Annotated in this window: 8 protein-coding genes and 1 CRISPR repeat array (1 of these 9 cut by a window edge); of the genes, 7 read left to right on the top strand and 1 reads right to left on the bottom strand. The window is 61.2% G+C overall.

Annotated features, from left to right (window positions below; genetic code table 11):
- Window positions 1–160 precede the first annotated feature (160 nt).
- Complete coding sequence (gene pcrA / locus JI721_RS09060; RefSeq protein WP_274454559.1) at window positions 161–2,494, top strand: DNA helicase PcrA; 2,334 nt, start codon at window positions 161–163, stop codon at window positions 2,492–2,494.
- On the top strand, window positions 2,481–4,541 hold the full coding sequence (gene ligA, locus JI721_RS09065; RefSeq protein WP_274454560.1) for an NAD-dependent DNA ligase LigA: 2,061 nt from the start codon (window positions 2,481–2,483) through the stop codon (window positions 4,539–4,541). The genes pcrA and ligA overlap by 14 nt, the downstream gene beginning before the upstream one ends.
- Window positions 4,542–4,606: 65 nt before the next feature.
- Here the strand turns inward: ligA and JI721_RS09070 are convergent, their stop codons facing one another.
- Window positions 4,607–4,759 carry a hypothetical protein gene (locus JI721_RS09070; protein WP_274454561.1) on the bottom strand — a complete coding sequence of 51 codons (153 nt, stop codon included), beginning with the start codon at window positions 4,757–4,759 and terminating at the stop codon, window positions 4,607–4,609.
- A 250-nt stretch (window positions 4,760–5,009) separates the two neighbouring features.
- Here JI721_RS09070 and JI721_RS09075 point away from each other — a divergent pair, with 250 nt between their 5' ends.
- From JI721_RS09075 to rlmD, 5 genes are all read left to right on the top strand, one after another.
- On the top strand, window positions 5,010–6,014 hold the full coding sequence (locus JI721_RS09075) for an MraY family glycosyltransferase (protein WP_407654009.1): 1,005 nt from the start codon (window positions 5,010–5,012) through the stop codon (window positions 6,012–6,014).
- Window positions 6,015–6,232: 218 nt separating this feature from the next.
- Window positions 6,233–6,523, top strand: a complete 291-nt coding sequence (gene gatC, locus JI721_RS09080; protein WP_407654011.1) for an Asp-tRNA(Asn)/Glu-tRNA(Gln) amidotransferase subunit GatC — start codon at window positions 6,233–6,235, stop codon at window positions 6,521–6,523.
- A 3-nt stretch (window positions 6,524–6,526) separates the two neighbouring features.
- Complete coding sequence (gene gatA, locus JI721_RS09085; protein ID WP_407654012.1) at window positions 6,527–7,984, top strand: Asp-tRNA(Asn)/Glu-tRNA(Gln) amidotransferase subunit GatA; 1,458 nt, start codon at window positions 6,527–6,529, stop codon at window positions 7,982–7,984.
- Between the two features lie 8 nt (window positions 7,985–7,992).
- On the top strand, window positions 7,993–9,441 hold the full coding sequence (gene gatB / locus JI721_RS09090) for an Asp-tRNA(Asn)/Glu-tRNA(Gln) amidotransferase subunit GatB (RefSeq protein WP_274457769.1): 1,449 nt from the start codon (window positions 7,993–7,995) through the stop codon (window positions 9,439–9,441).
- 54 nt (window positions 9,442–9,495) lie between these two features.
- Window positions 9,496–10,905, top strand: a complete 1,410-nt coding sequence (gene rlmD, locus JI721_RS09095) for a 23S rRNA (uracil(1939)-C(5))-methyltransferase RlmD (RefSeq protein ID WP_274454563.1) — start codon at window positions 9,496–9,498, stop codon at window positions 10,903–10,905.
- 345 nt (window positions 10,906–11,250) lie between these two features.
- Window positions 11,251–12,398: direct repeats of the CRISPR family, unit length 37 nt; unit sequence GTTACTCCGCAGGGATCGCCTGCGGCCCCATTGAAGC (it continues 576 nt past the right edge of the window).

The following is a 12,398-nucleotide window of genomic DNA, read 5'->3' on the forward strand; positions in this document are numbered from 1 at the left end:
GTCAACCAACGCGCCTTATCCAATCCTTGGTGGCAGCGAACATTTGTTCTATAATGGAGCCGAGCAGCAGCTTGCGATCACAGAATGACCGCTCGCCCACGCAGCCTCTATAATGGGGGTGGAGCAGAGCGCTGCTCGTTCCAGGAAGGTGGGTTCCCTCTTGCTTCACACGATACCCAGTCAGGATGACATCTTGTCGGGCCTGAATCCGCAGCAGCAGCAGGCGGTTCAGACGACCGAAGGCCCGGTGCTTGTGGTGGCAGGCGCAGGCAGCGGCAAGACCAGTGTGTTGACGCGCCGCATCGCCTACTTGATTTCCGTGCGCCGGGTCGCCCCCTGGAGCATTCTGGCCATTACCTTTACCAACAAGGCAGCGCGGGAAATGCGCGAACGCATCGAGTCGTGGGTCGGGCCCGTGGCCGCTGACGTTTGGGCGATGACCTTTCACGCGATGTGTGTGCGCATTCTTCGGCGGGACATTGAACGCATCGGCTTTCAGCCAGGGTTCACCATTTTGGACGCCGGTGACCAGCTGACGGCCATCAAGCGCATTTTGAGAGATCAAAACGTGGATCCCAAGCGGTACGACCCGCGCGCAATCCAGAGTTCCATCAGCAGCGCGAAGAATGAACTGAAGACGGCTGCCCGGCTGCACGACGAAGCGGGCAATCCGTATGAAAAAGTTGTGGCCAACGTGTATCTGGAGTATGAGCGCCGCCTTCGCGTGAACAACTCGCTCGACTTTGACGACCTCCTGTTCAAGACGGTGCAGCTGTTTGAACAGGCGCCTGACGTCCTGGACTTTTACCATCATAAATTTACCTATCTTCACGCCGATGAATACCAGGACACCAACCATGCCCAATACCGTCTGGTGTCGCTGCTCGCCGCGAAACATCAAAATCTGTGCGTCGTGGGGGACTCCGACCAGTCCATCTATGGCTGGCGGGGGGCCGACATTCGAAACATCCTTCAGTTCGAGCGGGACTACCCACAGGCGCAGGTCATTCGTCTGGAGCAAAACTATCGGTCGACCAAGACCATCCTGCGCATCGCCAACCACGTGATTCGGAACAATCGGCAGAGGAAAGACAAGGAATTGTGGACCGAACACGAGGCCGGTGAAAAGGCGACGTTATATGAAGCGGTCAATGAGCACGCCGAAGCGCGTTACATCGTGGAGCAGATTGAGCAGGCGTGCCGGCAGGGAAGCACTTATCAGGACTGCGCGATTCTCTATCGGACCAACGCACAGTCCCGTGTGCTGGAAGAGGTGCTGTTACAGCACGGGGTTCCGTACCGGATTTACGGCGGACTGAAGTTCTACGAACGAAAAGAAATCAAGGACATTCTCGCCTACCTGCGGCTGATTGCGAACCCGGCGGACGATGTCAGTCTGATGAGAATCATCAACGTCCCCAAACGAGGCGTCGGCGATGGCACGCTGGACAAGCTGCAGGCGTTCGCTGCCGATCGCGGCCTGTCACTGTGGGACGCGCTGGCACACGCCTCAACGGTCGGGGTGCGTGGGAAAATCGCGATCGCGCTGGCGGAATTCGTTCAACTGATAGAGCGGCTGATGCAGATGAAACCTTTTCTGTCGGTGACGGAACTCACTGAGGAGCTCTATCAACGCTCCGGATACCGCGCCATGTTGAAGGCCGAAAAGACCCTCGAAGCGGAAGCCCGGGTGGAAAACCTGGATGAGTTCCTGTCGCTGACGCGAGAATTTGACGCGGCTTGGCAAGGAGAGACGCCCGACCAGGCGCTGGAGACGTTCCTGTCGGAGGTTGCGCTGGTGGCGGACACCGACTTGAACAGCGGCAAGCCCGCCGCCTCCGCCGAGACGAATGAAAACGCGGTGGTGCTGATGACGCTGCACAGCGCGAAAGGGCTCGAGTTTCCCATCGTGTTTCTGGCGGGGATGGAAGAAGGGATTTTTCCGCACAGCCGGGCGCTCGGCATGGATTCGGAGATGGAGGAGGAGCGCAGGCTCTGCTACGTCGGCATCACGCGCGCGAAGCGCAAGCTGTACCTGACCACGTGCGCCTCGCGGATGATTTTTGGCGAGTTTCGGCACTTCACCCCGTCGCGGTTTATCGACGAGATGCCCGCTGACCTGTTGGAGCGTGCGTCGGACGCATTCGGCGACGGCCGGCTGAGCACGGGTGAGCGCACCGTGTCCGGGGGCGGCCTGCGCGGCCTCCGGCGGGTGGGGACCGGGGGCTCTACTGGGCGCTCTGCAGGCGCAAAGCGCGGGGCCGCGCCGTTCGAGAAGGACCCGGCGGCCACCTACAAAGCGGGCGACAAGGTCGAGCACCGCAAGTGGGGGATTGGCACCGTGATCGACACCGCTGGCAGCGACGGAGACGTGGAATTGACCATCGCGTTTCCGGCGCCAGTTGGCATCAAGCGGCTGCTGGCTCAATTCGCACCCATTCGCAAGGTCACAGCAGCATCCAAGGAGGGGAAGGACGTTGATGTCGAAGGCTGAGGCGGCACAGCGCGCGAAGGAGCTGCGCGAGCGGATTGCCTATCACAACCGGCGTTATTATGAACTGGACAATCCAGAAATCACCGACGCGGAGTGGGACGCTCTGATGCGGGAACTGCTGGAGATTGAGGCGGCGCATCCGGATTTGGTGACGGCCGATTCTCCGACCCAGCGCGTTGGCGGGCGCCCGGCGGAAGGGTTTGCGAAGGTGACGCATGAAGTCCCCATGCTGTCGCTGTCCAACGCCTATAGTGCAAACGAACTGCGGGAGTTTGACGCGCGCGTGCGCGAAGCGGTGGGCGCGTCTGTGCGGTATGTGTGTGAGTTGAAGATTGACGGACTGGCGGTGTCCTTGCGGTATCAAGCGGGGCGGCTCGTCCGGGGGGCGACGCGTGGAGACGGGGTCATTGGGGAGGACATCACCGCCAACATCCGGACCATTCGGAGCGTACCGCTGCAGTTGACAGAGCCGGTGGACATTGAAGTCCGCGGCGAGGCGTACCTGCCGAAACCGGCGTTCGTGCGGCTGAATGCAGAACGCGAGGCCCGCGGCGAACCCCTGTTTGCCAATCCGCGCAACGCGGCGGCAGGGTCCCTTCGGCAGCTGGACCCGAGGGTGGCCGCTTCGCGCGGTTTGTCCCTCTTCACGTATACGGTGGTGGAGGCAGAGCGGTTCGTGGACGCACACTCCGAGGCCCTGCGATACGCAGCATCGCTGGGGCTGCCCGTGAATCCGGAGTGGCGGGTGTTTGACGTCATCGACGACGTCATCGCCTTTGTGGAAAGCTGGGACACCAAGCGTCACGAACTGCCGTACGCGACAGACGGCATGGTGATTAAGGTGGACAGCCTCACCCTGCAGCGCCAGCTGGGGTTCACGGCGAAGAGTCCCCGCTGGGCCATCGCCTACAAGTACCAGGCGGAGCAGGCGGAGACGGTGCTGCGGGGCATCGAACTCAGTGTGGGCCGCACGGGGGCGGTGACGCCGACGGCCATTTTTGATCCGGTCCAGTTGGCGGGTACGACGGTCTCGCGCGCTTCTTTACATAATGAGGATTTGATTCGAGAACGGGACATCCGTATCGGCGACACGATTGTCGTGCAAAAGGCTGGGGACATTATTCCTGAAGTCGTCCGTTCCCTCCCGGAAATGCGCAAGGGGGACGAAGTTCCGTTCGCCATGCCACAAACCTGTCCGCAGTGCGGCCAACCCCTGGTGCGGCTGGCGGGGGAGGCTGCGTGGCGGTGCGTGAATCCGTCGTGTCCGGCGCTCATTCGCGAGAGCATCATTCACTTTGCCTCGCGGGATGCGATGAACATTGAAGGACTCGGTGAACAGTGGGTCACGCAGCTCCTTGAACATGGGTTAATTCACGATGTCGCTGACCTGTACGCCCTCAACCGGGAAGCGCTGATGTCGTTGGAGCGCATGGGGGAAAAATCCGCCGCCAATCTGCTGGGCGCCATCGAGCGAAGCAAGCAGAATTCGCTGGAACGGCTCGTGTTTGGCTTGGGCATCCGGCTGGTGGGAGAGAAAGCGGCCCGCACGTTGGCCAGGTCCTTTGGCACGCTGCGCAATCTGATGCACGCGTCGGAAGACGAGCTTCAGGCGATTCCGGAAATCGGCCCGAAGATGGCGGAAAGTATCGTCCGCTACTTCGCGACGCCAGACGTTCAGCGGCTGGTGGAACGCCTCGCGGAAGCAGGCGTAAATATGGTCTATCGCGGGCGCGGCGGTCCGGCATCTGCCAGCGAATCACCGGCAGGCGCCTCTTCCTGGTTTGCGGGAAAGACGTTCGTGTTAACGGGGACGCTGGAAACGATGGACCGCAAGCGGGCGGGCGAGTTGGTGGAGTCACTTGGGGGAAAAGTCACCGGGAGCGTCAGTAAGCAAACCGACGTACTGGTTGCTGGTGAGAAGGCTGGGTCAAAGCTCGACAAAGCCCGCGCGCTGATTGCCTCCAAAGAAAAACCGGAGCTCGAGATTTTGGATGAAGCCGCGTTTCTGACGAAGCTGCGTGAAGCGGGACTGGATGTGGAAGACTAACCCCGCGCCCGTGGCGTCCTAACTGCCAGCAGCAATCAGGACGCCGCAGAGGACGACGCCAGGGGCTACTGCCGGCCGCGAATGAATTCCGGTACCGTATACTTTTCTTCGGTCTTGGCGTGAAACCAGGTCACACGCGTCGACAAGCGGCCGATGGCGATGAGTGCTGGTACGCCGATGACGCATGCAAGAATGAGTTCGTTGGAGGTCAGCATCATGGTTATCCCTCCTGTTCCTGTAGGCTCAGGCATTCGCCTGTTCTGAAATGTATGATGCTGCCGCAACAGACATGCCAAGCGCGGGCCAGAACTGTAGGTTGAAAGGTGTATATTGTGCGTGGGTGAGACTCTGCTATAATGAGGACGGCTGGGTGCGGCCGAGGGCTGCTGTCACCCAAATTTCATAGTCAACCTCCAGAAACGTTTTGTTCCGCAGCGAATGACTGTGAAAACAGCGGATGCCCGCGGTGTGACACCGCGCCAAGGACGGGGGTTCAAAAACACCATGTATGGTGCTTGGTATTATGTTGTCAGTTTTGTTGTTGCATTTTTATTGGTTTATGTGACCGTTCCCTATATCCGGAAACTCGCCCTGCGCATTGGTTTCGTCGACAGGCCGAACCACCGGAAGATTCACAAGGAGCCCATACCGCTCCTTGGCGGGTTGTCGATGTACTTTGCCTTCGTTGTCACGGCCTGGATTTTTGGCCACGCAGGCGCGACCTTTCGCGGCATCGCCATTGGCGGTCTGTTGATTTTCGCGGTGGGCGTCATTGACGATTACTACAAGACCCGAGGCAAGGATTTCAAAGCCTGGCCAAAATTTCTGATGCAAATTGTGGCTGCGTTGGTGCTGGTGGCGTTCGGAATTCGCATCGAAGGGGTCAACCTGCCTTTCCACCATGGTTTCTTCATGTTCCCAGTGTGGCTGTCTTCGCTGGCGACCATTGTGTGGGTTGTGGCCATTACCAACATGATTAACTTTCTCGACGGGGTGGACGGCCTCGCCGCGGGATTGTCCGCCATTTCCGCGATGACGCTGTTTTTCATCGCCTTGCTCAAAGGGCAGGCTGCGATGGCAGTGTTTGCTGTCGTGTTGATGGGCAGCGCGGTTGGCTTTCTGCGTCACAATTTTTATCCAGCGCGTATTTTTATGGGGGACGCCGGGGCAACGTTCCTGGGCTACGTCCTGGCGGCGATTGCTGTCGACGGGGCGTTCAAAAGCGCAACCCTGGTGTCGTTGATTGTGCCGATTCTCGCGCTTGGGGTCCCCATCATGGATACGGTATGGGTCGTGATCCGGCGCGTGCGCAGCAACCGGCCCATTTATGTGGCTGATAAAGGCCATACGTTCCACATGCTGATGCGCTCCGGCCTCAGCCAAATCCAGACCGTGGCGTTCCTCTACCTGGTCGGCATCTGCTTTTCGCTCGCGTCCATCGTCGTCACGCTGGTGACGCTGGCGGTTCATTAAGGCTTTTATCGGCGAAGCTTGCATCGGCCAAGTGCATTCAGCAGACTTGGCCGCGTGGATCCTTGCGTGAATTCAAGCACAGAGTCTGCCCCCCGCTCGATGCATGCCCGAAAACTTGCCCTTCCACCGTTTCATCCCATATATTGATAAGAGTCAATTGGACAAGTTGCTGGTACTGAGGCACGGATGTGCCATGGGCAACCAAAGGGGGAGAAGTCTTGAAAATCACGGAAGACGCGGTGCGTCACGTGGCGGCCTTGGCGCGGCTGGCTGTCAGTGACGAGGAGGTCGCGAGATTGTCCACGCAGCTGACCGAGATCATCGGGTATGCGGAGTTGTTGCAATCTGTCGATCTGACTGATGTGCCACCTACGAGTCACCCCCTGGCGCTCACGAACGCCCTGCGGGAAGACGAATCCAGGCCCAGCCTGGCGCGGGATGCCGCTTTGGCAAACGCGCCCGATCACGATGGCGAGCAGGTTCGCGTGCCCGCTGTACTGGAGGGTTGAGACGTGTCCACGAATACTGTCAAGGAGATTCTCGCATCGCTGCAGCGCGGCGAAAGTAAGCCGTCGGAGTGGACCGCGGATGTCCTTCGGCGCATCCGGCAAGTGGACCCACAAGTTGGGGCCTTTCTGACCGTTGACGAAGAAGGGGCCACGGCACGCGCGAAGGCGCTCGACGACGCCCCTGCGGACGAACGGGGCAAGGCCTTGTTCGGCGTCCCGTATGCGCTCAAGGACAACATGTGCACGGCGGGCATTCGCACGACCGCGGCCAGCCGGATTCTCGAGAATTACATACCGCCCTACGACGCCACCGTTGCCGAGAAGCTCCGTGCGGCCGGCGGCATCATGGTAGGGAAGACCAATATGGACGAGTTCGCGATGGGGTCCTCGACGGAGAACTCCGCATATCAAAAGACGAAAAACCCGTATGACCTGGACGCGGTGCCGGGCGGCTCCAGCGGCGGCTCTGCGGCGGCTGTGGCAGCAGGACTGGTACCGTTTGCGCTGGGTTCCGACACGGGCGGCTCGATCCGCCAGCCAGCGGCATTTTGCGGCGTGGTCGGGTTGAAGCCGACCTACGGACGCGTGTCGCGGTTTGGACTCATTGCGTTCGCGTCCTCGCTCGACCAAATTGGCCCGTTCACGCGGACCGTTGAGGATGCCGCGTATGTGTTGAACCTCATCAGCGGCCGTGATTTGCTCGATTCCACGAGCGCACCCGCCGACGTGGAAGACTTTACCGCCGACTTGCAGAAAGGTGTCCAGGGGCTGCGCATCGGCGTGGTTCGCGACATTGACACGGAAGGCCTGCAGCCCGGCGTGCGGGCTGCGGTGGACGGCGCGATCGACACCCTGCGCCAGGCGGGGGCAGAGGTTGTGGAAGTCTCGCTGCCGAACAGCCACTATGCAGTCGCGGCGTACTATCTGCTCGCGCCAGCGGAGGCGTCCTCCAACCTCGCCCGCTACGACGGTGTGCGGTACGGCCGCCGGGCCGAAGGTGAGACGCTGCTGCAGATGTATCAGCGCACTCGCAGCGAAGGGTTCGGGATGGAAGTGAAGCGGCGCATCATGATTGGCACCTACGCGCTGTCTTCCGGCTACTACGACGCCTACTACAAGCGCGCACAGCAGATGCGCACGCTGATTCTGCGGGATTTTGAAGCGGCGTTCCAGCATTGTGATGTGATCGCGACGCCGACAGCACCCACGACGGCGTTCAAGTTTGGCGAGAAGACCGACAACCCGCTGCAGATGTACTTGAACGACATCTACACCATTCCGGCGAACCTCGCGGGAATTCCTGGCATCAGCGTGCCTTGCGGCCTTTCGGACGGACTGCCGGTCGGTTTGCAGCTCCTGGGCCGCGCGTTTGATGAAAAGACCTTGCTGCGCGTCGCACACGCCTATGAGCAAGCCCGCGGCGATGTGTTACCGGCGCCGAGCGTGGGGGTGGCACAGTGAGTACGACGATGAGCGAAACACAGCAGTTTGAAACCGTCGTCGGCCTGGAAGTTCATGTAGAACTCCAGACCAACAGTAAAATTTTCTGCGGCTGCAAGACCAACTTTGGCGCCCCGCCGAACACCAACGTGTGTCCCATTTGCCTCGGTCATCCGGGCACTCTGCCGGTGCTGAACAAAGGTGCCGTGGACTTGGCCATTCGCGCCGCGGTTGCCTTGAACTGCCGCATCAATCAGGACTGCAAGTTCGACCGCAAGAACTACTTTTACCCGGACTTGCCGAAAGGGTATCAGATTTCGCAGTTCGACCAGCCAATTGGCGAACACGGGTACGTGGAAATCGATGTGAACGGAGAGCGCAAGCGCATTGGCATCGTTCGCGTGCACCTGGAAGAGGACGCCGGCAAGTCGATGCACGCAGCGGACGGCACGCACACCCTGGTCGACTACAATCGGACCGGCGTGCCGCTCATCGAGATCGTTTCGGAGCCGGACATCCGTTCACCGGAAGAGGCGCGCCTGTACCTCGAAGCCATCAAGTCCATCATGCAGTACTGTGAGATTTCCGACTGCCGCATGGAGGAAGGGTCGCTGCGCTGCGACGCGAATATTTCGCTGCGTCCGGTTGGCGCCGCGGAATTCGGCCAAAAGACGGAAGTCAAGAACATGAATTCCTTCCGCAACGTGCAGAAGGCACTGGAGTGCGAAGTTGAGCGGCAGACCGCCATTCTTGCGTCCGGCGGACGGGTCACGCAGGAAACGCGCCGCTTCGATGAGGCGACGCAGACGACCGTGTCGATGCGTTCCAAGGAAGAGGCGCATGATTACCGCTACTTTCCGGAACCGGACCTGGTGCGACTGAACATCGACGACGCGTGGCTGAACCGCATCCGCGCCAGCTTGCCAGAGTTGCCGCTGCAGAAGCGGGATCGCTACGTGACCGAGTATCAGCTGCCCGCCTACGACGCAGGGGTGTTGACGGCCGATCACGCCACTGCCGCGTACTTTGAAGCCGTCGTCGCGGCCGGGGCGGACCCGAAGACCGCGAGCAACTGGGTGATGGGCGAAGTGCTCGGCTACCTGAACGCGCAGAACCTCGAGGTGTCGCAGTCCCCGGTGACGGCGGAGCGGCTCGCCGGGCTGATTCGCGAGGTCGCCAGCGGAAAAATCTCCCTGAAGCAGGGGCGCGAGGTGTTCAAGGCGATGTGCGAGACCGGCAAGGATGCGCCGACGCTCATCGCGGAACTGGGCATGGAGCAAATCAGCGACGAATCCGCGCTGGCCGCCATGGTCGAGGAAGCCATCGCGAACAACCCGAAGTCCGTCGAAGATTACCTCGGCGGCAAGGAAAAGGCGCTCGGGGCGCTGGTCGGCCAAATCATGAAGGCATCCAAAGGCAAAGCCAACCCCGGTGTTGTCAACAAGCTCCTGGTGGAGCGCTTGAAGGCCATGCAGTAAGCGACGTCAAACGCCCGCGCCCTGTCCGATGGGATGGTGGCCGGGCGTTTTTTGATGGTGGGGAGGGACACGATGGAGCAGCACATGCAGGAAGGGGCGGCGCCGCCAAAAGTTGGCTCCCGTTTTGACGTCGAAGCCCTGCGCCTGAACGACGACGGCGACGGGGTGGCGCGCGTTGACGGCTGGACGGTGTTTGTCCCGAATCTGCTTCCCGGCGAGCGGGCGCGCATCGAGATCGTGTCGGTGGACAAACAGTTCGCCCGCGCGCGGGTGGAGGAACGCGTGCAGGACGCAGAGGCGCGCATCACCCCGGCCTGCCCGGTCCACGCAGTCTGCGGCGGCTGCCAGCTGCAGCACCTGGCCTACGCCGCCCAGCTTCGGCACAAGCAGCGCGTGGTCGCAGAGGTGATGGCACGCGTGGCAAAGCTGCCGGATGTACCGGTGCGGCCGACGCTCGGCATGGCAAAGCCGTGGCGCTATCGCAATCAGGTGCAGGTGCCCGTCGAGTACGATGCGAAGGCCAGGCGTCTGCGCCTCGGCTTCTTCGCGCCGAACAGCCACCGCCTCGTGGAGACCGAGGTCTGCGCGCTGGAGCCCGAGGCGATGGAGCGCGTCATCGCGGCCGCGGCAGAGCGCCTCGTCCAGACCCTCGGTGCAGACGCCGCGGCGGTGCACCACGTCATCGTCCGTCGATCGCGATCGACCGGCGACATCCTGGTGGTACTCGCGGTGCGCGATGCGGGTGTGGATTTGACCCAGGCGGGCCAGGCGCTCCTGACGCTGCCGCAGGTGGTGGGCGTCGCGCGAACGGTGCAGTCGCGGCGCGGCGGCCCCGTGTGGGGGAAGCGTGTGGAGATGCTGTGCGGCGCATCGTCCATCACCGAAACCATTCTCGGCATCGAGTACCTGATTTCGCCGCGGTCGTTTTTTCAGGTGAACCCGGAGCAGGCCGAGGTGCTGTACACCACGGCCCTGGCATACGCACAGCTCAAGGCGACCGATACGGTGCTCGACGCGTATTGCGGAACGGGATCGATCAGCCTGCTGCTGGCGCGCGCCGCGAAACGGGTCGTTGGCATCGAAAGCGTGCCGGATGCCATCGCTGACGCCCGGCGAAACGCGGCGCACAACGGGATTGCCAACGCTTCGTTTCACGTCGGCGAAGTCGAACGGGTGCTGCCCAGACTGCTGCAACGGGGTGAGCGGTTCGATGTCGCCGTGCTCGATCCGCCGCGGAAAGGGTGCCATCCGGCCGTGATTGAGGCGCTGGTGGACGCCAAGCCGCAGCGCATCGTCTACGTCTCGTGCAACCACGCCACGTTGGCGCGAGACTTGCGGCGCTTGGCCGATGGCGGCTATGACGCGGCCGAGATCCAGCCGGTGGACATGTTTCCGCAGACGAGTCACATTGAAGTGGTGGTATCCCTGCGCCGGGCGAAGGAGGACCCGGCGGCGGTCCGGTAGCACGGTGGGTGGCCGCGGCGGGGGCCCCGCTTCGTGGAAAAGCGTGGGTAAACTGATACGTGGCGTGAAATGATCGGGTTCAGGATACACACGATTGGACGACAACCTACAATTTGACGATCTCGTTGACGATCTCGGCTTCGTTGAACGCAGGACGTCTTCATTCGGCACCGCGCGAGCCTGGAGTGGTGATACGATAAGGGGGGATTCGCGATTCAGAATGGCCGGTCGGTGGACCAGTTGCGGCATTTTCCATATGTAGTCGGGCGTCGGTTTCAAGGGACGGCGCGCGGTTCGCGCAAATCGCTCGAAATGCCGCAGCATCGCTTGGACGAGGCCGGTGCGGTTACTCCGCAGGGATCGCCTGCGGCCCCATTGAAGCAGTTTGCGGCTCAGACTATTTGAGAAGAAGTATGGCGTTACTCCGCAGGGATCGCCTGCGGCCCCATTGAAGCATAGCGGCGTTGTGTGCGTTCACTGCCGCGTCAGGCGTTACTCCGCAGGGATCGCCTGCGGCCCCATTGAAGCTGCAGAGTGACCAAACGACCCCGCAGAAGCTCGCGGCCGTTACTCCGCAGGGATCGCCTGCGGCCCCATTGAAGCACCGATCCATTCGGTGATCGTTGTTCGCTAAATGAGGTTACTCCGCAGGGATCGCCTGCGGCCCCATTGAAGCATGTGAACGGTGAATCCTGGTGTCATGTTGCCCGCGTTACTCCGCAGGGATCGCCTGCGGCCCCATTGAAGCTTGTTTTGTCCAAATACGTAAGGAGGAATCCATAAAGTTACTCCGCAGGGATCGCCTGCGGCCCCATTGAAGCTCTCCGTGGCTTATGCCGTCTTTCATAGGAAACGATGTTACTCCGCAGGGATCGCCTGCGGCCCCATTGAAGCTTCGCAGCGTTCTCCACCGCTCCGGCGGCGTTTTCGAGTTACTCCGCAGGGATCGCCTGCGGCCCCATTGAAGCATATCCCCGCATCGCTTGTCCCCTCACGCGAGGCGCGTTACTCCGCAGGGATCGCCTGCGGCCCCATTGAAGCATGCACGCGGTAACATCGTCCACCTCGTCCAACGTAGTTACTCCGCAGGGATCGCCTGCGGCCCCATTGAAGCAACATACCGGTAGCGTCGACAGAGAGTGAACTTGTCCCGTTACTCCGCAGGGATCGCCTGCGGCCCCATTGAAGCTCTGTAACCAACAACCGCCCGACAACCTAAACGTAAGTTACTCCGCAGGGATCGCCTGCGGCCCCATTGAAGCACGTCTCCGATGACGCTGGAAGATGGCAGCACCACGGTTACTCCGCAGGGATCGCCTGCGGCCCCATTGAAGCACGTGCAAAGTTGCTGACCCGGTATGTTTCACCGAGTTACTCCGCAGGGATCGCCTGCGGCCCCATTGAAGCCTGCATACAGGCGTATTGGTTCAGGGTGGTTCCATGTTACTCCGCAGGGATCGCCTGCGGCCCCATTGAAGCAGCCGATTGTTGCG

Source organism: Alicyclobacillus cycloheptanicus, from assembly GCF_028751525.1.
Classification (GTDB): domain Bacteria; phylum Bacillota; class Bacilli; order Alicyclobacillales; family Alicyclobacillaceae; genus Alicyclobacillus_L; species Alicyclobacillus_L cycloheptanicus.

Excerpts from the sequence above, each read along its gene's own strand:
- JI721_RS09070 (WP_274454561.1), bottom strand. The coding sequence starts at position 4,759 with ATGATGCTGACCTCCAACGAACTCATTCTTGCATGCGTCATCGGCGTA.
- rlmD (WP_274454563.1), top strand. The coding sequence starts at position 9,496 with ATGGTGGGGAGGGACACGATGGAGCAGCACATGCAGGAAGGGGCGGCG.
- ligA (WP_274454560.1), top strand. The coding sequence starts at position 2,481 with ATGTCGAAGGCTGAGGCGGCACAGCGCGCGAAGGAGCTGCGCGAGCGG.
- gatB (WP_274457769.1), top strand. The coding sequence starts at position 7,993 with ATGAGCGAAACACAGCAGTTTGAAACCGTCGTCGGCCTGGAAGTTCAT.